We start from the raw sequence: 18,555 nt of genomic DNA, 5'->3' as shown, positions 1-18,555 counted from the left end.
ACATAGGCTGGCTTGTGGTTTGAGAGGTTCGGTTAGGGGTAAATCAGGTCGCTGTATTCTTCCAGAGTCAGCGCGGTAGTTCCGTCACCGTTTGGCTGCTTGGCGGTGATGGTCCACTGCGTTGCATCCAATTCTGTTGAAGTGGCGATGACATAACGCGACGGAGACTGTACGTCGAAGCCGTCATAAATGTTCAGGCTGATGTTGGGTATGGCAGCCGTGAATCCAAACGCCGTGTCGCTGCGCTGGGTCGCCGGATAGCGTGCTGTTGGGTTCCCGAGTGAGTCAGTAACCACCACAAACATGTTGCCGGAGAAATTGATCCGCTCACTTGTATCGAAGTCATTCCCGTTGCGCGCCGTGATGTAACCCGCCTGCTGGTTCGTGTCGTACGTATCCGGCACCTGAACCATCTGGCCGACGTTCACCCATTCACCATCTGCCAGCGCCGTGATCGACATTGTCATTCTTGAATAGATGAGTCGCTTACACTCCCTGAGCGCCCTTTCATTCGCCTGGAATGTATCGCGGATGTACATCATCTCGAACTTCTTCGCCTTCGTCGGTGCGCCGGAGGTGATTGATCCATTAGCGATTCGGTAGCGAATGAAATCCTGTTTATTCGTTGTCGGGTTTCGATACTGCAGTTCGACTCCGTCAAACCCACCCGGCAACGTCATGTCGTAGCTGAGTGAGTAGCCAGTATCGACAGTATTGCTGCGGTTGAAAACGGTCACTGGCGTGGCTTGTTTCTTGTCTCTGGTGAACGACAGCACCCCTGCATCCCAGAAAATACTCACGCTGGCCGCATCACAGATCATCTGCATGCGCGCTCCAAGAGCCACATCTTCATCATCGAAGGTGTAATCGAAATACCCCAGGCGCGGGTCGATAGCATCGATTTCAGCCTGAATTTGATACAGGCCGTAAATGTCGATCGTATCTTCTGGTTGCTTGCCGCGAACTAGCCAGTTAAATAGTGCAATATCAGCGAATTTGCGCGAATATCGCAGTGAGTAGTCGACCGTTTGCGTGGTCGTGTTGTAGCTGATTACGTGTCTGCCCAACAGCGCGTTATATTTCCGCTCCCTGCCGCTCGTTGCCTCTTTTGTCGACCTGACTGTAACCTCAACGATGGTGTCATCCGGATAAGCGACATTGGTGCGCTTGTTGACGGCGTGGATGGCTTCCACCTTCAGGCGGCTCACATCAGAGCTGTTGTCTGTGCGCTGGAATGAGATGGCATACCGCCCGTATCCACCGGTAGGCGTTATCTTGTCGGTTCGGTAGAACGTCTCGCTTGAGCTTTTGTTTGGCGTTGTCTGCTGGTAGGTGAATACCTGTTGGGTGCCAGGCACCATATTGTTGTCGGCATCTACCTTCCAGAGTGTCACTGACCAGTTGGTTTGCTTCTTGCCACCCAGCGCGGACTGGGTGTGGATCCAGAGCTCTGTCGAATCCACCGGCGAAAACACCGGCCCGACAATCAGCGCGCCATTATCATTCAGTACGAATTTGGTCGTATTGATTGTTGCCGTAGAAACGTCTACGCCATCCGGCCCCGTCAGGTCATTGAATGTGAAATTGTAATAAATCACAGGATTAATGATGGCACCGTCGTCGGTTGTCGACACGGCAATCAGGTCTCCCGACACATCGATATCTTCAGTGGCTGTGCCACCAGGCACCGGATAGGTAACGTTGATAGTGAACGTCACAGGGTGAGGAAGTGTCAGGTCCATGAAGTAGTCAAAATCGTCTTGCTTGACTATCTTCATCGCAATCTGGCCGCCTGCATACTGCCCGCTGATGACGGTATTGGCCGTTGCTGTTTCTATCGGGAAATCGTCAGACTCGTTGCGCCCAGGCACCTCCTGTCCGTCGACATCATCGAACTGATAGCCCTCTGTAATAAGCGGGATGACCTGCCCGGGCTGATAAATGGTATATGACGACCCAGCCATAGCTCCGAGATTTGATTCTGAATAGCGGATCGATGATACGTCGTATTTACCCAGGCCAAAGTCCATCAACTCAGTAACGTATTTCAGATTGTCGGTGTACTGGAAAAGCGACTCCTGAATCAGGTCCGGGAATGCGCGAACCAGTCCAAAGTTATCCGGCCTGGCCTCCCCGTTACGGGCAATGTTGGTCTGTCCCTTGAGGCTGTTATTCGGGGAGGTTTTCGAGTTACCAGCACCGGAGGCATTCGGCTGAGCCACAAGTTTCGACATGACCTTGCCAATAAACTTGATGTCCTGCTTATACGTGAACATGCCAAGAATAATGGCGCTGCCCTTCATGAACCCGCCGCCTTTTGGCTGATCGAAGATGGCAACCCGGTCTGACTCTTTCAGCACAAACCCGACGTCGTCGTTATCGGTCAGCTCTCGGCCGTTAAGGTTAATGCGCACATCTGCGTGCAGATTTTGCTTATCAAGCCACTCGCAGAACACCACCCCCACCGGCGCAACCACCCTCTCCTTCGGCAGTCCCGGCATTCTCTGAATTTCGATTATCGGCATAGGAGTAAAATTCAACCTTTGAATAAAGTCTTTGAATGGTTCTGACCGGGTCAGACCGAACATGTCCGCCTTCGCAGCGACTGTGAAGCGCCATTCCGTTGACTATCAGGCCGACGTGCACAGGCTGTTTGCCGTACCAGGCAACGAATATGCCGTCCTCATGGAAGATGTCTGCCCGCCGCCAGTAGACAACCTCACCGTCAAAGCACGTCCTGAACTCACTGCCGGCTTCGTAATCCGGTGAATGGTGTAACTCAATGCCCAGAACGTGCCGGTAGTACAGGACGACCAGGCCCCAACAGTCCAGGGCATCAAACGTACACGCGCGGTTAGCCCACGGCAGGCCAGTAACCCTGTCGATGAATTCCTGTTTATGCATTTTGGAGGCCCGGGAATAACTCTGGCGTATAGAGCGGGCTGACGTTGTTATTGAGCGGATTTTTCAGCGTGAGCTCGCAGGTCACGTCGTTCTGGTCCATCGACGTATCGTTGGCATACAGCGTCCAGGGCTTTAGCGGCGTGTCCATGTCTGCAGAGTCAAAACGCTGATACGTTACGGCGATCGGCGTAATGCGTGCGAATGCCTTCCATTGCTTAAGTGCCTGCTTGAAATCCATGGCCAGGCGGCCGAACTTAACCGAAGCGCCGATCACCGGCGTGTTACTTTGCTGGCTTTCGACCACCTCCATTCTGCACGGTTGATACTCCTGCCCGGCGAACGCCTTCGGGAATATCTGGTTCGCTACCAACGGGATCCCCCCGAACACGTCATTGCTGAATGTGATGGTTTCGTACAGCACCCGATTAGGGCGCTGGCTCTGGAACTCTCTCAGTGTTGGCATTACGACGCCCTCGGAAGCGACTCAGGGTCGCGGTTATCCGGATACCCGGTCACGATAATGTCGAGGAAGCTTGCCCATGGCGGCGGCAACTCAACGACAATGTCGTCGTAGTCATCGTCAGAATTCAGTAACTTCCTGGTGACCACATCGCCTGTCCAGGTGAACACGCCACCAGACTGCGCCCATGTAGGTCGTGCCGTAAAATGCAGTTCCTGCATCTCTGGCTCACCGTAGGCTCCCGAACCAATCCCTACAGGCATCGTGAACCACTGATTGCTGTTATCGAGATAGTTCGGACTCCGCTCCCACTGCATGAAAGCCCGGTGTTCTGCCAGCGTGAAAATCCACGTCAACGAGAACCCGGTTTTCAGGTCGTCGGTCAGTTTCTGGAATATCGGCGCGCCGATCTGTGGCTGGTCGGTTCTGAACCCGGTATCAGGTTTCGGCGTTTTCGACTTCTGGGCCAACGGGAGCCAGTCAGGGTAAGGTATTGGCATCTTTACTCCGTTGCTCGTGGCGTTGCGCTGGTATTGCGGGTGATTGACTGACGCATCGGGCCGCCCTGATCCATGTCCTGGATAAATGCCTGAACCGTAAGCGTGTTGCCGTCCTGAGAGGCCTGGGCATCAAAGTTGTGTTGGTTGGATGAGTAATCATTGAAAACGATACTCACCGCCATCTGGCCGCTACTGCTTTGCATATCCTTGTTGCTGATTACCGACCCGTTATCTCCGGGGATCATGTACTGGCTTCCGTTCGATGCCTGGTAGATTTCAGGCATGCCACCCTCACCTACCTGGTACATCGAACCAGCGGATACTGGACCGCCATTCTTACGCTTACCCGCCAATCCATTGGCCAGTGCCATACCTGCGACCAGGGCGCCAATACCGATGACTGCAGCACCACCGAACGAACCGATGGATGCAGCTGCGGCAGCAGGAAGCCAGGATGCTGTAGTCGTGGCGGCTGAGGCTGTGCTTGCAGCAGTGGTAGTTGCAATGCCCGCCACCGATGCTGATGTCGTAGCTGCGGTCGCACTGATTTGCGCAGCGCTGCCTGTGATGGCTGATTTGACCCACTCGACACCCATCTGGACGAAGCCGTTGATCAGGCTGTTCAGAGCATTGCTGGCAAGCGACTGCATGGCCTCCTGCGCAGACATGCTGCCAGTGATGATTCCGGTGAATGCATTAGAGGCGTTGCCAGCAAGAGACTCAAACGATGCCGCCAACATTTGGTTGCTGATGTCCTGATTTTTCCAGATTTCCCACTGGGCGTTAATTCGTTGCTGCTCATACAGCGTGTCTGCTGCGTTTCGTTGCGCCAGCGCGTTCTGATGCGTTAACACTCCTTGCTGCTCATACTGCTGGATCAGAGCAATCTGTTTAGCATGCTGATTCGCCAGAGCTTGCACCGGATCAACGGCACCCGCAGCCTCCTGCACAGGCGTAACTACCTGATCGGCGCGAATCTTGGCAAGCGCGGCCATATGCGTTTGTTCGAGGCGCTCTGACGTTTCGTTGTATTGCTCCTGGCTGATTTTCTTAGCGGCCAGTGCCGTATTCAGATCCTGAACATCCTGCTTATAGGAGGCGCTCTCTCTGGACTCCGGCAATAACTTCTCGGCAGCTGCCTGAGCTTTCAGCGCGTTGGCGGTGTCCCATTTTGCAGCAGCATATTTCCCGGCCAGCGCAATCTGCTCTTGCGTTGCACCTTTACCTAATGAGAGCTGCGCATTGAGGATTGCCTGTTCCCGGCTGAGATTATTTGTCGAGTCGGCAGCCAGTTCGGATTGCTGTTTCAGGTTTGCCAGTTTCTGAGCAACGTTGTCGGACTGCGAGGCGCCCTTTTTCTGCTCAGACTGAAGCGTCTTTTGGGCCTGGGTATTTCGGTACGTCGCCGCGGCGTCGTCTTCCATCTGCCTGGCGTGCGGGTCGTCTTTCGAGAAACCGGCATCTTCGGCGGCATACTGCGCCTGAAGTTTAGCCCGAGCCTCTCCCTGAAGCTTCGACAGGGCCAGGTTACGCTCAGACTGCTTGATGAGGTTCTTCTGCCCGGCTGTAAGGTTGTCTGTCTCCTGCTTAAGGGCTGCAACGTTACCTTTGGCAATCACGGCCTCACGAGAAAGATTAACCAGTGTGCCTACGAAAGCCGTAAGAGCGGTCTGCCCTTTCTCGGTTGAACTCTGAGTGTTCTGCATCTCGGTGGCGAGACGCTGAAGCGCTTCTGGTGTTGGATTTTTCGCGATGTCAGATAATTGCTTGCTGAACGCGAATGCTTGCTGCTCTGATATGCCAAATTTATCGGCAACCGCGCCTACTGTATTGCCAATGCTGTTTGCCGTAGCCTGAAATGCCTGACCGGCACCATAGGCCTGTTTCATCGCATCGGAGAAGTCATTGGTCGTTATTTCAAGCGAGGCAAGGCGATCATTGAATCCATTAACGGAAGCGTATCCTCCGGCAAAGGCTGAAAGAGCCTTGTCGCCAAAGGACAGAAGCGAGCTGGAGGCCTCGCTAATGGCTTTAGGTATTTTGTTGATCGCTTCGTTGTACTCAAGCAGCGCCTGATTCCGCATCAGAGTTGCCACTTCAGCATTGGTTTTCGCCAGCAAGGCGTACTTATCAGATAATGCCGCCACACCGTTCTGCGAAACCGTGATGACTTTGTCCATCGCCTCGGCTGCGTCTTTCATCGCTTCCATGGCGTTCTTTCCGCCATTAAGTGACGTGATCAACGCTCCCGCAATAACTGAGCTCAATGCAAGGACAGCACCGATGACGGCCCCACCTGGCCCAAATGCACCAGCAAGTTGTGACCCCTGCTGAGAGAATGCAACCAGCGCCGACTGCCCGCCTTGCACCTGCACAATGAAGTCTTGAACCTGATAGCCAGCCTGTTGCATGCTGGTTTTCCAGGTGCCGTGACTTTTTGCGCCAGTTTCAACACCGGTTTTCATGTCAAACAGACGGCCGGTCAGATCCCCGATTGCCTGCTTTTCCTCTTCCGTTGCCTTAGATCCAGCCCGCAACTGTGCAGCCAGTACAGCAGCGCTACGGGCGCCGTTTTCCTGTGCCTCATCCAGCACAGCAAGTTGGTTGCCCAGCGCTTCAATGATGGACTCTGCACGGCTGAACTCACTATTAGCACCACCAGTGCCACTCCGCGCCTCCTCCATGGCTCGGGCAATACCGCTTACGTTAGTATTCAGCTTCTTGAGCTGGTTATCCATCGAGTTGGCGTAACCGGCCAGTTCAGTGAAAGCCGAGCCTGTTTCAGAGGTGCTTTTATCAAGGGTATCCATCCCTTTGCCAGCTGCCTGCGCAGATGAATCCAGTTTATCCAGTGCGCCTTCTGCCTGCTTACCGGCCTGAAGAAGTGGCTCAACATCAGCACTGATTTCGTAGACGATGCTCCCGGCGTTTTTCTCACCTGCCATGTCTTTCTCCAGTTATTGTTTCGCTCTGGCCCGCCTGGCGGCCTGTTTGGCAAGGTACCCATCGGCAACCGCATCGTATTCCTCGCGCGTGAAGCCTTTCTGATCAGGGTATTTTGCTGCCAGCAACAGTTGGAATTCGGTCATCGTTAGCTGTGATGCTTCTTCCCTGCTCATGCTGAAGTGGTTGCGCGCAGCACTGATGTAATCGAACGCCTTAAACTCATTAGTCGTTTCGCCGGTCTCGTGACGCTGCAACTGTCTGACCTTGGCTTTACCGACCACGCCATGCTGCAGCAAATGCTGCGCCAGCACGATAATATCGTTCTTCGGTAGCTGGCCGGGACGGTAGACAATGTAGCGTTTCCATCCCTCCCACTCGCCGATAACTGGCGTCAAATCTTCGTCACAGCACGCCTGGAGCACCTGCATGCACGTTGATAGCAGTTTCTCAGCAATGCGATTGAATGACGGTGAAAGCCAATCCGGAAAGCGCCCAAGCATTACAGAGCACACTTCAATCAGGCGCGCCACATCGCTTCCATGGATGGTTGCATACGTTTGGACAATCTCGGCCGGAGTGCCGATTCTGGTCATCGCTAAAAGTGATGGCCTCAGGAGGTAATCCTTCCCGCCGTCGCGACCGTCGCAGACAGACACCTCGCCGATCTCAAGTAGTGCAGTCATGATTCTTTCCGATAACAGATATTATCAAGGGCAGCCACGGCCACCCTTTGGAATAGCCGTTAGCTGACGGTGACGGCGCATGCCGTGGATGTGATGGTCTGCACCGGGAGTGAGGAGTCTGTAACGACGCAGGTATACACCCCGGCATCGCCTGCGGCGGCGCTGGCTTTGTTGAAGGTCGCAGTGGTCTGTCCGGATACCGTGGTTCCGTCTTTCTTCCAGACGTAGGTATACGGTGCGGTACCGCCAGCAACTACAACAGCCATGTTCAATGCAGAGCCGGTCGCTACCGTTTTGGTGGCCGTCAGGTCAGTCGTCAATGCCAGAGCCTCAGCCGCAGTGACTTCGATAGTGCTGGCATCGCCGACTTTGAACTCAGTGGAGAAGGTGACGATATCGTTAGTGCCACCGTCGGAACTGAGTGCAGTCACGTTCATATAACCCAGGAATTCAACCGGGCCATAATCCATGCGCACCCAAATGCCAGGCTGACGCTTGGCCTTCAGTTCACCTGCGAAATATTCGATGAAGCGGCCGACACCATACTGGTCGAGCTTATCCTTCTTGCGTACTTCACCTTCAAAACTGATGGTGAAGTCTGAGTTGGTGACGATCGTTTCAACGTAGCCGCCGCCGTCATCCGCATCGGAGGTAACCGTGTTTGGGTTGAAATCGAAGCCTTTCGACGTTCCCGCTGCCAGCGCCAGCCATTCATCCTCAGCTGGTTTTACATCCGGGCAGCCGTCGGCCACTTCGAGCACGACCGCGCCGCCGAACAGGCGCTCGTTCGAGTTCTGGCAATTAGCCATGTGAAACTCCTCTCTTACATAAAAGAAAACCCGCCGAAGCGGGTCATTTGGTTGGGAATGGCTAATCGCCAAATGTGCAGGCGAATTGCAGTCGGAAGACTATTCGCCCTTCTTCTGTGAGCACTGGCGCGGGGATTGCGCCCATGTTCTGGATGTAGCCGACACATTCGTCAGCCATGGGGTTGGCCTGGACGTAATCGACGATTCGCTGCACGGCATTTAGCGCGTCTTTGCGCTTATCTTTCGCGCCGACGACGTCAACCAGGACGTGATACTCGGACCCGAGATCTGTGCGGATGTTCGAACCGCCGTTTGGCCTGAACACCATTATCGCTTTCGTCAGGTCTTTCGGGTCGTCGTACATCAGTTGCTGCACCGTGAATCCGTTTGTTAGCCCGGCATCGCCGAACATGTTACGCACCCGCTCGTACATCATTGGCGTCATAGCGAAAGCTCCTTGCGCATCACAGCATCAACATTATCGCGTTCATCGTTAGCACCTTTGGTCAGGAATTGAGGCTCAGCATGCGGATCCCAATAATTTCCGGTGCCAGTGCCGCCACCGAATTCTTTCGGCTGTTGTGGCCCGACAGACGAACGGTTACTGGTTATGCCGAAGTGTGCACGCGGCTGCCCTTTCAACTTGCCGGACGCTTCATGCACATACGCGGCATAGTTGGCTGAATATCCGATGCGCCCAGTGATGAGCACACCGCCAGCGTCGATTTCTCGGAACTGGCTGTCAATCAGCGTGGAGGTGTCGATAGGGGTGTAATATGCAGCCCGGGCACCAATTAGAAGCATCGCCGACTGCAACGCGCGAATGACCTTGCGGCCCTTAACATCATTGATGGTATTGTTCAGGTTCTTTTTGGCCTGGCTGATACCCTTCACTTTGATGCCCATGACTACACTCCGGTCAGGATGGCATAGTCATCCGCCAGGCGCTCGAACGTGTCGGCGTAGCGGATAACCTGCCGCACTTCGTCGGCACCGGCCACAACCGGGTCGGATTCGGTCGACACTCCAATAAGCAGATAATCGCCAGCGGCCGCCAGTGCGAACTCGCTCCAGACTGTGTTCTTCACGACGATTTCAGCGCCCAGGCTGCCGATGCGCTTAGACAATCCGCCCTCATAATCACAGAGGATTTGCTCTGGCTCGGCATAGCCCATTGGGTCGCCGTATTCGTCGTTGCCCTCCAACTTGCGCCAGATAGTCGCAGTGGCGGTGTAAGACCAGCTGGCTACTGCCGACATTATCCATCCCTCCAGCTAACCACTACCGCGCCCGTAGCGCGAATGGTCACGCAGTTGATAACCCACTCACCGTCAGATTTCAGATAACCGGTGGTTTCCCGCCCGGCATCCGTTTTCACCCAGACGCGCACGAATGGCTTGGGCAAGCTTTCAGTTATGAGTTTCCACATCAGCGGCCGCCCACGACGAGAAAGAGCCCGACCGAGCTACCTGCGCTAATCGGCAATTCGCCAGTGCATCCGCTCGTATCCAGTTGCGCCAGTGAATCACGCAGCCAGGTCACTCCATCCTCACCGTAATCAAACGAGCGTGACGCGCCAGATGGTGCGCCCTGCGATTTGATGCGCCGAGCACCTGACGATGTAGCCATGAGAGCGGCGGCATACATCAGAATGAGTTTCTGACTGCAGTTGTCGTACCCGGCACCAACCATGCAGGGGATAATTTTATTCACCAGGCAGAGGATTGGTTCCAGTAGCGAGCCAGGAATGGCGTAACCCAATTCACTGAGGAACTGCTGTACGTCCGCCGCCGTGATTGGGTCAGCCATGGTTACTTGTCCTTTTTGTTCGCCGCCGCCAGTGCCGCTTCCGCTTCATCGGCTCGCTTCGTCTCTGCTGCCAGAGCATCAGCGTGGGCCTTATCTTTCGCTTCCGCTTCATCGGTGAGCGACTTCACTTGCTCAAGAGCTTCAGTTAGTTGCTTCTGAATGCCGGTTAAATCTGCATTCACTGGCGCTGATGGCGTTGCCACTTCAAAGACGAGCTTTTCACCCTTCTTCTCAGTGGTTTTCTCGGCCTTTCCTTGCCCGATCCACTTTTCAGCGACCGCATCATCTACGTCATAAACCTGTCCAGCCTCCAGCTTTTGAAGGCTGGCACCGGCAAAGAGGTTTGCTACCAATACCTTTACGAGTGCCATTTTATTTCCCTTAGCTTGAAGCGTGGATGACTGAGTAGTGGCCGTTGATGTCCTGCTTGACCATCAGGCCCGCAGCACCCCAGGTGCGCCACACATAATCTGAGTTGTAGAACTGGCGTGGATCGGCAACGGTCCCGAACGCCTGGCCCACGATTGGCGCAATGACGCCCGCGGTCAGCGGCACGATCAGGATTTCGTTATCTGACAGCTCAGCATCTTCTTTGATGGCTGCAATGCCGGACAGTTTTGAAATCTCTTCCAGCACGGTGCGCAGCGAGTTCACATCGAAGTACTGTTCCCAGTTCGACATGATTTCGCTTGATACGTACCAGGTCTGCTGGCCGTACTGCAGGTTCTGAATCTTCATCACGTCACGCAGAGCGATGGCTGCAGCGCGCATAGCTTTCGGATCGGTGCTGGTAGAGAAATCGACGGTCAGCGTTACCTGAGCAACACGTTCGTCGTTACGCAACCCTTTCCAGGTTTTGTCGTCATAACGAATGTAATTGCCATTCGCATCACGGAAACCTTCCCAGATGTAATCGACATATTGACGACGAACATCGTCAACGGACCCGGACTGCGCATCAGCGAGAGACGCCAGTGCGGAGCCCTTGTTGAACACAGGGTCGCGCCAGTTGAACTTAAAGCCGCTGTCGTGGATTGGAACCATCGTGCCGTCGAAGGTGTACGACTTCGCATCAAGCGCGGCACCAATTTGGCCGGACATTGAAGTGTGTGCCCAACCACGGCCGCCGGTGCGAGCGTACTCGTACACAGACTCTTCCAGGCGCACAGAGCGAGACAGCGGCATCAGGTCGTTCAGCAAAGTGAACTCAGTAGTCGGCTCAAACTCTTTGAGAACTGTCTGGTCGTAGGCTTTATACAGGCGCCGGATATCATCGACTGCGTTAACTGCATCAAGCTGCGGAGCGTTATCAGCATCACCACGCACGCGAGTGCGGGCAATAAAATCAGCCACCGCCTGAGCGCTGGAGTTTCGGGCAAACTTCAGCTTATTAAACTGAGCCTGGTTGGCCTCAAGGTTTCCTGTTTCGGTCGCCTTCTTAACGGAAAATGCAAACATTCAGTGACTCCTTACTTGAATACGACGCGAAGCAGATCGCCAGCAGCGACTGTGGTTGATTTGTCCTCTTCGCAGTAAGCGAAAACGACATCCGGGGTATCGCCAGAAGTGGTTGCTGCTTTAACCTGCCCATTAAGCACTGTCAGCGGCTCCCCTTTTTCATACGTACCTGCCGCTGCACGAACATTCAGGAACATGCCGGGCAGTGGCTGGATAGCTACAACCAAGTCTTGGGCCGCATATTGATCATCCACTGTCTTACAGCGGAGATAATCGAAGTTTGCGACATACGAAATAGCCGTTTCTGTCACGGCGGATGCTGGCTGGAAGATGCCAGCGAGGAAGATACCGACAGCCCCCGGTTTGAAGGCTGTTGACGCCATACCTTCACGATTGAGGAGTGGATTAGGGAATACGCCACCGGCGTGAATTACGTGCTTTCCATCTTTAGCCATTTTTTACTCCGGCATTTCGCTGACTGATTCATTGGAATTGACCTGGCGGAATGCACCATTCAGGCCGGTTGAGGTCTGGCATTGAGCAAACAGCTCTTTCAGCGGTTCGCCGTCCAGAGCGTTAACTGCCAGATCGGTCATGCCGAATTTGGCTTTTACCGCAGCGCGCTGATCGGTCTTTTCTTTGTCAGAATTTGCATTCAAGCTGTTGACGACAGTGTCGACTCGCTCGGTGAGTAACTTCGCCCAGGCAGGCATGTCGTCACTGTTGGTTGCGGTTTCTTTAGCCTTCTTGTCGTCAGCCTCTTTCTTCTCGCGAGCGGCCTTCTCTTCCGGCGTTTCTTTTGGTGCTGCCTTTTCGGCGGCCATCTGGTTGTATGCATCCATCAGCTCAGCATCGGACTTGCCATCAGTCGGCTTACCAGCGGCTTTCAGCGCATTGATAATCAGTTCTTTCATCGGATCGTTCTCTCCGTTGGTTTTAATCTCGTACTCAGTGGGTTTGCGCACGACTTCTACAGGTTCGCCGACGAGCGATACCGCCCCGTCAGAGATGAGGTACTTCTGTTTGAAAAGGGACAGGCCAGAGGTGTTCTTCTTCTCTTCTTCGAAAATCAGATAGTCCGGGTAAATGCTAACGACGTAACGCCAGGAATCCGAAGTGTTTGAGCGGATAGCTTCTCGCAGCGATGATGCGATCTCATCAAAAGACATACCGCCGTCATTAGCGACGAAGAACTTAATTTTGTTAAGCCAGCCATCTTTGCGGTTATCGATAACAATCGCATCTTGCAGGTTACAGACTTCAATTTCAGTCTCATCACCTTCGGCGTTAACGAAGATGCCAACGCCTTCGCTCGGCGTTCCTGCGCCCGGCTCATCAAGCAGCACCGCCACATGGTCAAACATCATGTTGGTGGCGATCTCGTTGTACTTTTTGCCCCTTGACTCGCCGTTCGCCGCGATACCGGAATACAGAAGGCCGGTAGAGATATGGATGGGGTCTGAGTTTGCACCGGCCAGCATCTCATCCAGGCGGTTAATCAGGCGCTTACCCTTCTCGCTCGACTCGGCGTACTGACGATTGACGTACATATCACCAGTCACTTTCCCGTCTTTATGACTGACGTTTTGCAGCCAGGCGCCGACGTGGTACTCATTTACAGCCTGGACATCGCGCGCCGAAACGTGCTTGCCGTCCACTTTCGGATGGCCCAGCGGCATCGGATTACGCTCGAGTGTGTTATAGGCCTTTTCGATTTCAGCTGCCGGGTACAACTTCCGGTTCATCACGATATCGTCCACGACAGGCGTGATGCCGCGAACCACGATATGTGGCTTGCCGTTGACGGTTTCAGTTGTGATGTTTGAAGCGGAGTTGACGACGGTCAGCACGTTAACGCGGTTGCGTTTCATGCTGGATCCTCATTGGTGGATTTCAGGCAATAAAAAAGGCCGCCGAGGCGACCTGTTGTGGGATTCAGTAGCTATTTAAATTTCAGCTCGAACTCAGCATCTAAAACTATTGCATCAATGAGATTTCGTGTGGTTTTAGCCATTTCATCATACGCAATGAAGTCTGGATAACCTTCCTCATGAACGCTGTGTTGTGCCGCTGCGTCATCTAGAAAGAATTTATTCAAAAGCTCCCTCGTTAAGGGGCTTAGAGAAATTGGCGCAAGTACGTAAAATCGATGAAGTTGAGCGTTTAACTCACGAAACCTTACCCAGTCTACTTTCCCGTCCGGCAGTGGCTGTAGGCGGCGCCCCCTTTCTGCGACTGTCTCATAATAATCTGAGGCATAGTCATACATCGCTTTAATTTCGAAAAGGATGTCAATTAGCTGGTTGTAGGCCGCGTGCTTTTTCTCCCACCATTTCTCATGGTAGAAACGACTTAAAGCAAATTTGGCAGTAAACCAAGCAGCGGCGATCCCTGTCGCTATTGGCACAACAAGTGTTAGAAAAAACGAACCAACTTCCTGAGGTGTAATGCTCATCGATATAATGTCATGAAAATTATGATGAACCTATTTAGCACTAATCAGCATCAGGTTTCCACTGGTTGCGCTCTTTCTTCAACTTATCCGTCAGCCCTTCGTTGAATATGCTGCCGTCGTCGTTGAGCAGCACCGGTATCTGGCTGCAATAGCAATTCCAACGGTTGCCGTTCTCAGCGTAGAAGTCGCGCACCTCTTCGGTGGTGAAGACCTTGCCGTGACGGCTGGCGTGCCAGGTTCGCGTCGTAGGTTTGAGTGCTGAAATCCACAGCAGTCCGGTATTCAGGCCCAACCGGTCAGCGGCCCAGTCCGTTTCATTCCATTGTGCCTGCCGCAGCGCGCCGACCTGCTCAGTCTGAGCAATGGTTTTGGCCTTCGACATGCTCACATCGAGGCGTTTGCTGATGACACTGGCCGTCTCGCGGGGATTAACACCGCGCGCCACCGCATCGGTAATGACGCTCGTCAGGTCTTTTCTGGCAGTGTCGCTGATGTCCTTCCATTCACTGAACGTCGTCAGCCTGGCGACCGCAATCTGATTAAGGTGACCGGGGCTGCTTAATAGCTGCTGTAATGTCGTCTGGCTGGCGTAGACCTGAGACTGCTGCGACAGGTTATTGAACGCTTCCAGTGTCCCACGATTAGCTTCTGCGGCTACGTAATCCATCGCCCAGAGGTTTTGTTCGCCACCCTCAAGCAAATAGTCATCGAGGATGCCCTGCACTGACTCGAGTAGCGCCGCCAGTTCCTGCGCCGACATGTCGTAGATGAACTTACCAGCGTTGACCTGGTAGAGCCGCATATCCTCGCCGTTATCGTGGCACAGGAAGTGCCAGTTATGGCTGTTGGTCTCACGCTCCCGCCCGGTCAGTCGCTGGTCGAACAGAGCTTTCAGCGCGCGCTTGATGCCGAGATATCGGTCCTCGATATCCATGAACATCGCTGAGACCGGCTTTGATGAACGAGTCGGGTCAACCTTGCTGCGCGGAACGATCGGCAGACCCACCTTTACCGTCTGTTCCATCGTCAGGGGCCAGTGGATCATCAGTTGTCACCTTATCGTCCGGGTTCGGCGGTTCTTTCGGTTCGGGTAGTGGTTCAAGGCCAATCATTTCGCGCAGTTCGTTGATGGCCACTGGCGGTTCGCCGCCATACATGCCCGTAGTTTTCTGGACCACGTCGGCCAGCTTGGACATGTTCTCAATTTTCTCCTTCTCCCCTGGCGCCAGAAGGTCAGTCCACGCAATGGTGACTTCACCGTTTGTCGGCGGATCGATGATGCCGAGTGTCCAGAATCGCTCGAGTAATGCGGTGATGCGGTCGGTAAGGAACGTATTGCGGCGCGTATTGCGACGGATGGCCCAATCTGTCTTGTCCTCGTCGCTCGCCAGGCGCCCGGTCTGCTGACCGAACAGGATGGTGAACGGGATTTGTACGGATGCGGCCAGTTCGTTCGCTGTGACCTCCCACGTCGGCCCCGGGTCACCAGGTGTGACACTGAGCACATGCATTTGCCCGGCCTGCATCACAGCGGCTGCATCGGTGCCACTGTTCAACTTGTTGACCTTGTCGCCCATAGCCTCGCCGAGGTCTTTATACCCCGCGTCTTTGGCTTGACTGGTCAGCGTGTTCATGTCGGTTTCTTTGCTGAACTCAACCGCAATCTGACGGCTGGCATTCTTCAGGAAACCTTCCGCACCGCCGCCGGAAATCTTCTCGATGTCCAGTAGCTTGTTATAACCGGCCTCCAACAGAGGGATGCCCGACAGCGTGTTGTCGTCCTCAGATCCTTCACAGAAGAGAATAACGCGGCTCGGATGCACCGGTTCACCGCGAGTCGGCCCGACAAAGATTTCATCGCCAATCGGCTGCTCATTGAAGTTGAACATCAGCGGCTGGCCGAAGGTTGGCGACAAACGGTCGTTATCCCATTCAGCAACCGTGAGCTGCGGCTCCCACGCGGGGATCAGCTTGACCAGCGCGTCCTCGCCGAGCTGGCTCACCAGGGTTATGTCTACTTCCTGATTCCAGCTCCTGTTATCTTTCAATTGCAGTAGTAAAGCTGAATACCGGCCAACCATATTGCGTCGATCGACATCTTTAACCTTTGACCACCACTTCTTCATGAAGCGAGTGATGTCTTTTTCCCAGGCGTTGGTCTTCTTCGCCTCTTGCGCCTCGTTACCGTCAATAATGACCGGATAGTCCTGCCAGCAACCATCCAGCAGCCGGTGAACAACTGCGAACCCGGCGGCGTTGCGGCGGTACATATTGTAGAAGTCACCGAAAGCGACTGACCGCGGGTATCCGAATTCCTGATAAAGCGTCGGCCGCTTTGTATTTCCCGACAATCCGAGGTTGCCCTGCAAGTAGTTAGCTCGCCTCATTTCAGTGGCGAGGCTATTCACAGCCAGTTCAAGGCTGTTATTTGGTTCGCTCACTGGCGACGCTCCTTAGAAGAATACTGTGCCGACTTGCTTACGGTTATTCTTCGCTACTGCAAAGTAACGGAAGCCGTCAGCGCCGTGTGATGTGAAGTCGTGAAGGGGTTTGTCTTTCCAGCATCCTCGCTTGTCGTCCCACTCCTTGCGGTACCCTTCGAGATGAGAGATCCCCTCAGAGCATTTCTCTTCGTCAAAGACGCAGAATGGGAGTATTTCGCGCACCGACTCAATGCCGGTATCGACTCCTACTTTCGGAACGACCCGGAATGTCATGGAGTATGTCTGTCCATCGATTTCGTAACCCTCCCGGGCAAGTTCCCGGCGCGATTTGGCGTCAGACCCGAATTCACGGTTATCGATGTCGTGCGGGCCCCAGTGTTCCCCATACTCATAGCCACGGTCTTTCAGCACCTTCATGTAGTGACGGAGACCTTCGCCTGAGTTTTCGTAGTAGTCGATGACATGGAACTCTTCACCCACTTCACGAACGAACCAGATGGCCGTGGAGTCACCCACACCGATATCCCAGAACGTGTGAACCGGGAGGTGTGAGTTATCCGGGATTTGGCCGATCCGCTTGTTGGTGTAGAGCCAGCGGAATTGTTTGGCGTAGTACGCTCCCTCGACCGATTGCTGGAACGCCTCGGCCGGAATGGTCGGGTATTCGCGCTTCATGTCGTCGCCGAGCGTTTTCTCTTTGGCGTAGTACCAGGCTTTCTGGCGGTCGTTGACGACGACGCCGTGCTTCGCCTCCATCTCTGCGAAGTATTCAAGCAGGCGCACCGGCAGAGATTCAACCGGGTCGATTGCGTACTGCGGGTTCTTCCACCATGAGAAGAAGAAAAACTTCCAGTCCAGCGGTGATAGAGGTTTGCCCTGCAACTGAGCTTTCTCAGCTGTCTGGCAATAATCGAAGAAATAACCGGCCCGACCTTCTGCTGTGCTTTCAATCGTCGCGAAGCAACCGGTCGATACCGCCTCAAACGCACCTGTGACAATCTCACGAGCCTTGTCAGGATACTTGGCGCATATCTTCCCGAACTCTGAAACGTGCAGGTAACGCAGCGTGCCGCCACGAAATGACGTACTGACGTAGAGTGAGCCGCCCTTCTTGAATACCAGCTCACCAGCAGAGTCATTACTCGCCGGGTTGGCAGCTTTGATTTCGTCCGGAAGATTGTCGTATGCGTACTTCACCTTTTCGCGGAACAGGCGCTTAGCGTCGTTCAACGTGTGGGCTATCAATGCGCACTTGGCCGACTCGAACAGCGCTGCATCCAGCTGAATGATGCACACCTCTGTTGTGAAACCGAGCTGGCGAGCCTTCAGAATAATGTTGCGGGTGTGGATCCCCTCGAAGTATTCGCGTTGCTCAGGGGTCATCCTGAACCGGGTCGGCTTTCCTTCTTTGTCGGTGATCCAGTAGAGATTGTTCAGCCGCCAGTCTTTATCGGCCAGCAGCTTGAGGTGCTCAGGTTTCATTACGCCCCCTGAGACAAGGAATCCATCAGGTCAGAAAGTTTCTTAACCGAAGTGTCGCCTTCCGGTCCGTCGATATCGTACGCCTGTCGCTCCAGGCCGATGAGGTTCTTGAGTGCTTCGCTCAGAGCCTTAACCGATTTGACGCGCTCCGGCATGCTGATCACCTTCTGATAAATCTCGTTCAGACGGTCCTGGCCTTTATCGTCCGGGTTGAACATCAGCTCACCCAGTTTCTCCAGCGCGGCCACGTCGGCGCATTCAGCACCAAGTTCATCGAACAATGCATTGGTTATCTGCCGGGCTCGCTTAATGTCGCCGCGATGCTCCATTCGAACATTCGCGATAACCTCCGCGGTAGCCTCAATGAGTACGCGTTCGTTCAAAGTGACTTCACTGCGTACCTGTTTGCGTACCTCAGCTTTGCGTACCAGATCGTCTGCGCGTTCTTTTACCTTGCCGTTCAGGTCACGAGACCAGTCGTCACGCTTAGCACGCTTACGAATAGCGCCTTCGCTGATACCGTGTTGTGATGCTATTTCACGGAGAGACATCACTCCGGCCCGGTAAGCCGTTTCGATAGCCTCCCAGTCCGGTTTGCTCATTCG

Annotated in this window: 21 protein-coding genes; all 21 read right to left on the bottom strand. The window is 54.2% G+C overall.

Annotated features, from left to right (window positions below; translation table 11 throughout):
* Positions 1 to 32: 32 nt before the first annotated feature.
* Positions 33 to 2,525: a host specificity factor TipJ family phage tail protein gene (locus MUU46_RS21245; RefSeq protein ID WP_258966608.1), complete on the bottom strand. Its 2,493-nt coding sequence runs from the start codon at positions 2,523 to 2,525 to the stop codon at positions 33 to 35.
* Positions 2,437 to 2,904 carry an NlpC/P60 family protein gene (locus MUU46_RS21240; RefSeq protein ID WP_258966607.1) on the bottom strand — a complete coding sequence of 156 codons (468 nt, stop codon included), beginning with the start codon at positions 2,902 to 2,904 and terminating at the stop codon, positions 2,437 to 2,439. The genes MUU46_RS21245 and MUU46_RS21240 overlap by 89 nt, the downstream gene beginning before the upstream one ends.
* Entirely contained in the window at positions 2,897 to 3,367 is a 471-nt protein-coding gene (locus MUU46_RS21235) for a hypothetical protein (protein ID WP_258966606.1), read from the bottom strand. The genes MUU46_RS21240 and MUU46_RS21235 overlap by 8 nt, the downstream gene beginning before the upstream one ends.
* The gene (locus MUU46_RS21230) at positions 3,367 to 3,864 is read right to left on the bottom strand and encodes a hypothetical protein (protein ID WP_258966605.1); all 498 of its coding nucleotides are present in this window, start codon (positions 3,862 to 3,864) and stop codon (positions 3,367 to 3,369) included. Before MUU46_RS21230 ends, MUU46_RS21235 begins: the two co-directional genes overlap by 1 nt.
* A gap of 2 nt (positions 3,865 to 3,866) precedes the next feature.
* Complete coding sequence (locus MUU46_RS21225) at positions 3,867 to 6,809, bottom strand: tail protein (tape measure) (RefSeq protein ID WP_258966604.1); 2,943 nt, start codon at positions 6,807 to 6,809, stop codon at positions 3,867 to 3,869.
* A 12-nt stretch (positions 6,810 to 6,821) separates the two neighbouring features.
* The gene (locus MUU46_RS21220; RefSeq protein ID WP_258966603.1) at positions 6,822 to 7,493 is read right to left on the bottom strand and encodes a DUF6246 family protein; all 672 of its coding nucleotides are present in this window, start codon (positions 7,491 to 7,493) and stop codon (positions 6,822 to 6,824) included.
* A 59-nt stretch (positions 7,494 to 7,552) separates the two neighbouring features.
* Positions 7,553 to 8,302: a phage tail tube protein gene (locus MUU46_RS21215; protein ID WP_258966602.1), complete on the bottom strand. Its 750-nt coding sequence runs from the start codon at positions 8,300 to 8,302 to the stop codon at positions 7,553 to 7,555.
* A 61-nt stretch (positions 8,303 to 8,363) separates the two neighbouring features.
* The gene (locus MUU46_RS21210) at positions 8,364 to 8,747 is read right to left on the bottom strand and encodes a phage tail termination protein (protein WP_258966601.1); all 384 of its coding nucleotides are present in this window, start codon (positions 8,745 to 8,747) and stop codon (positions 8,364 to 8,366) included.
* A complete protein-coding gene (locus MUU46_RS21205; RefSeq protein WP_258966600.1) occupies positions 8,744 to 9,208 on the bottom strand; it encodes an HK97 gp10 family phage protein in 465 nt (154 codons plus the stop codon). Before MUU46_RS21205 ends, MUU46_RS21210 begins: the two co-directional genes overlap by 4 nt.
* A 2-nt stretch (positions 9,209 to 9,210) precedes the next feature.
* Positions 9,211 to 9,561 (bottom strand): hypothetical protein, encoded by a 351-nt coding sequence (locus MUU46_RS21200; RefSeq protein WP_258966599.1) that lies wholly within the window; start codon positions 9,559 to 9,561, stop codon positions 9,211 to 9,213.
* A complete protein-coding gene (locus tag MUU46_RS21195) occupies positions 9,561 to 9,731 on the bottom strand; it encodes a 50S ribosomal protein L13 (RefSeq protein WP_159752733.1) in 171 nt (56 codons plus the stop codon). The genes MUU46_RS21200 and MUU46_RS21195 overlap by 1 nt, the downstream gene beginning before the upstream one ends.
* A complete protein-coding gene (locus MUU46_RS21190) occupies positions 9,731 to 10,111 on the bottom strand; it encodes a DUF7370 family protein (protein ID WP_258966598.1) in 381 nt (126 codons plus the stop codon). Before MUU46_RS21190 ends, MUU46_RS21195 begins: the two co-directional genes overlap by 1 nt.
* Positions 10,112 to 10,113: 2 nt before the next feature.
* Positions 10,114 to 10,482 carry a hypothetical protein gene (locus MUU46_RS21185; RefSeq protein ID WP_258966597.1) on the bottom strand — a complete coding sequence of 123 codons (369 nt, stop codon included), beginning with the start codon at positions 10,480 to 10,482 and terminating at the stop codon, positions 10,114 to 10,116.
* Positions 10,483 to 10,492: 10 nt separating this feature from the next.
* Entirely contained in the window at positions 10,493 to 11,569 is a 1,077-nt protein-coding gene (locus tag MUU46_RS21180; protein WP_258966596.1) for a major capsid protein, read from the bottom strand.
* Between the two features lie 11 nt (positions 11,570 to 11,580).
* The gene (locus MUU46_RS21175; protein ID WP_258966595.1) at positions 11,581 to 12,024 is read right to left on the bottom strand and encodes a hypothetical protein; all 444 of its coding nucleotides are present in this window, start codon (positions 12,022 to 12,024) and stop codon (positions 11,581 to 11,583) included.
* Between the two features lie 3 nt (positions 12,025 to 12,027).
* Positions 12,028 to 13,440 (bottom strand): DUF2213 domain-containing protein, encoded by a 1,413-nt coding sequence (locus tag MUU46_RS21170; RefSeq protein WP_258966594.1) that lies wholly within the window; start codon positions 13,438 to 13,440, stop codon positions 12,028 to 12,030.
* A gap of 71 nt (positions 13,441 to 13,511) precedes the next feature.
* The gene (locus tag MUU46_RS21165) at positions 13,512 to 14,024 is read right to left on the bottom strand and encodes a hypothetical protein (RefSeq protein WP_258966593.1); all 513 of its coding nucleotides are present in this window, start codon (positions 14,022 to 14,024) and stop codon (positions 13,512 to 13,514) included.
* A 40-nt stretch (positions 14,025 to 14,064) separates the two neighbouring features.
* Positions 14,065 to 15,069 (bottom strand): phage minor head protein, encoded by a 1,005-nt coding sequence (locus MUU46_RS21160; protein ID WP_258966592.1) that lies wholly within the window; start codon positions 15,067 to 15,069, stop codon positions 14,065 to 14,067.
* Entirely contained in the window at positions 14,996 to 16,465 is a 1,470-nt protein-coding gene (locus tag MUU46_RS21155; RefSeq protein WP_258966591.1) for a DUF1073 domain-containing protein, read from the bottom strand. Before MUU46_RS21155 ends, MUU46_RS21160 begins: the two co-directional genes overlap by 74 nt.
* Positions 16,466 to 16,477: 12 nt before the next feature.
* Positions 16,478 to 17,950, bottom strand: coding sequence for a terminase large subunit (locus MUU46_RS21150; protein WP_258966590.1), 1,473 nt, complete (start codon positions 17,948 to 17,950; stop codon positions 16,478 to 16,480).
* Entirely contained in the window at positions 17,950 to 18,552 is a 603-nt protein-coding gene (locus MUU46_RS21145) for a hypothetical protein (protein WP_258966589.1), read from the bottom strand. The genes MUU46_RS21150 and MUU46_RS21145 overlap by 1 nt, the downstream gene beginning before the upstream one ends.
* Positions 18,553 to 18,555: the final 3 nt, after the last annotated feature.

Origin of the sequence: Scandinavium tedordense, from assembly GCF_024764965.1 — a bacterium.
Taxonomy (GTDB): Bacteria; Pseudomonadota; Gammaproteobacteria; order Enterobacterales; family Enterobacteriaceae; genus Scandinavium; species Scandinavium tedordense.
The sequence above is the reverse complement of the archived record's forward strand: the minus strand, read 5'-3'. Positions and strand labels throughout refer to the sequence as shown.

Bases quoted from the DNA above. Each gene is read 5' to 3' on its own strand.
- MUU46_RS21245 (WP_258966608.1), bottom strand. From the start codon at position 2,525: ATGCCGATAATCGAAATTCAGAGAATGCCGGGACTGCCGAAGGAGAGG.
- MUU46_RS21240 (WP_258966607.1), bottom strand. From the start codon at position 2,904: ATGCATAAACAGGAATTCATCGACAGGGTTACTGGCCTGCCGTGGGCT.
- MUU46_RS21235 (WP_258966606.1), bottom strand. From the start codon at position 3,367: ATGCCAACACTGAGAGAGTTCCAGAGCCAGCGCCCTAATCGGGTGCTG.
- MUU46_RS21230 (WP_258966605.1), bottom strand. From the start codon at position 3,864: ATGCCAATACCTTACCCTGACTGGCTCCCGTTGGCCCAGAAGTCGAAA.
- MUU46_RS21225 (WP_258966604.1), bottom strand. From the start codon at position 6,809: ATGGCAGGTGAGAAAAACGCCGGGAGCATCGTCTACGAAATCAGTGCT.
- MUU46_RS21220 (WP_258966603.1), bottom strand. From the start codon at position 7,493: ATGACTGCACTACTTGAGATCGGCGAGGTGTCTGTCTGCGACGGTCGC.
- MUU46_RS21215 (WP_258966602.1), bottom strand. From the start codon at position 8,302: ATGGCTAATTGCCAGAACTCGAACGAGCGCCTGTTCGGCGGCGCGGTC.
- MUU46_RS21210 (WP_258966601.1), bottom strand. From the start codon at position 8,747: ATGACGCCAATGATGTACGAGCGGGTGCGTAACATGTTCGGCGATGCC.
- MUU46_RS21205 (WP_258966600.1), bottom strand. From the start codon at position 9,208: ATGGGCATCAAAGTGAAGGGTATCAGCCAGGCCAAAAAGAACCTGAAC.
- MUU46_RS21200 (WP_258966599.1), bottom strand. From the start codon at position 9,561: ATGTCGGCAGTAGCCAGCTGGTCTTACACCGCCACTGCGACTATCTGG.
- MUU46_RS21195 (WP_159752733.1), bottom strand. From the start codon at position 9,731: ATGTGGAAACTCATAACTGAAAGCTTGCCCAAGCCATTCGTGCGCGTC.
- MUU46_RS21190 (WP_258966598.1), bottom strand. From the start codon at position 10,111: ATGGCTGACCCAATCACGGCGGCGGACGTACAGCAGTTCCTCAGTGAA.
- MUU46_RS21185 (WP_258966597.1), bottom strand. From the start codon at position 10,482: ATGGCACTCGTAAAGGTATTGGTAGCAAACCTCTTTGCCGGTGCCAGC.
- MUU46_RS21180 (WP_258966596.1), bottom strand. From the start codon at position 11,569: ATGTTTGCATTTTCCGTTAAGAAGGCGACCGAAACAGGAAACCTTGAG.
- MUU46_RS21175 (WP_258966595.1), bottom strand. From the start codon at position 12,024: ATGGCTAAAGATGGAAAGCACGTAATTCACGCCGGTGGCGTATTCCCT.
- MUU46_RS21170 (WP_258966594.1), bottom strand. From the start codon at position 13,440: ATGAAACGCAACCGCGTTAACGTGCTGACCGTCGTCAACTCCGCTTCA.
- MUU46_RS21165 (WP_258966593.1), bottom strand. From the start codon at position 14,024: ATGAGCATTACACCTCAGGAAGTTGGTTCGTTTTTTCTAACACTTGTT.
- MUU46_RS21160 (WP_258966592.1), bottom strand. From the start codon at position 15,069: ATGATCCACTGGCCCCTGACGATGGAACAGACGGTAAAGGTGGGTCTG.
- MUU46_RS21150 (WP_258966590.1), bottom strand. From the start codon at position 17,950: ATGAAACCTGAGCACCTCAAGCTGCTGGCCGATAAAGACTGGCGGCTG.
- MUU46_RS21145 (WP_258966589.1), bottom strand. From the start codon at position 18,552: ATGAGCAAACCGGACTGGGAGGCTATCGAAACGGCTTACCGGGCCGGA.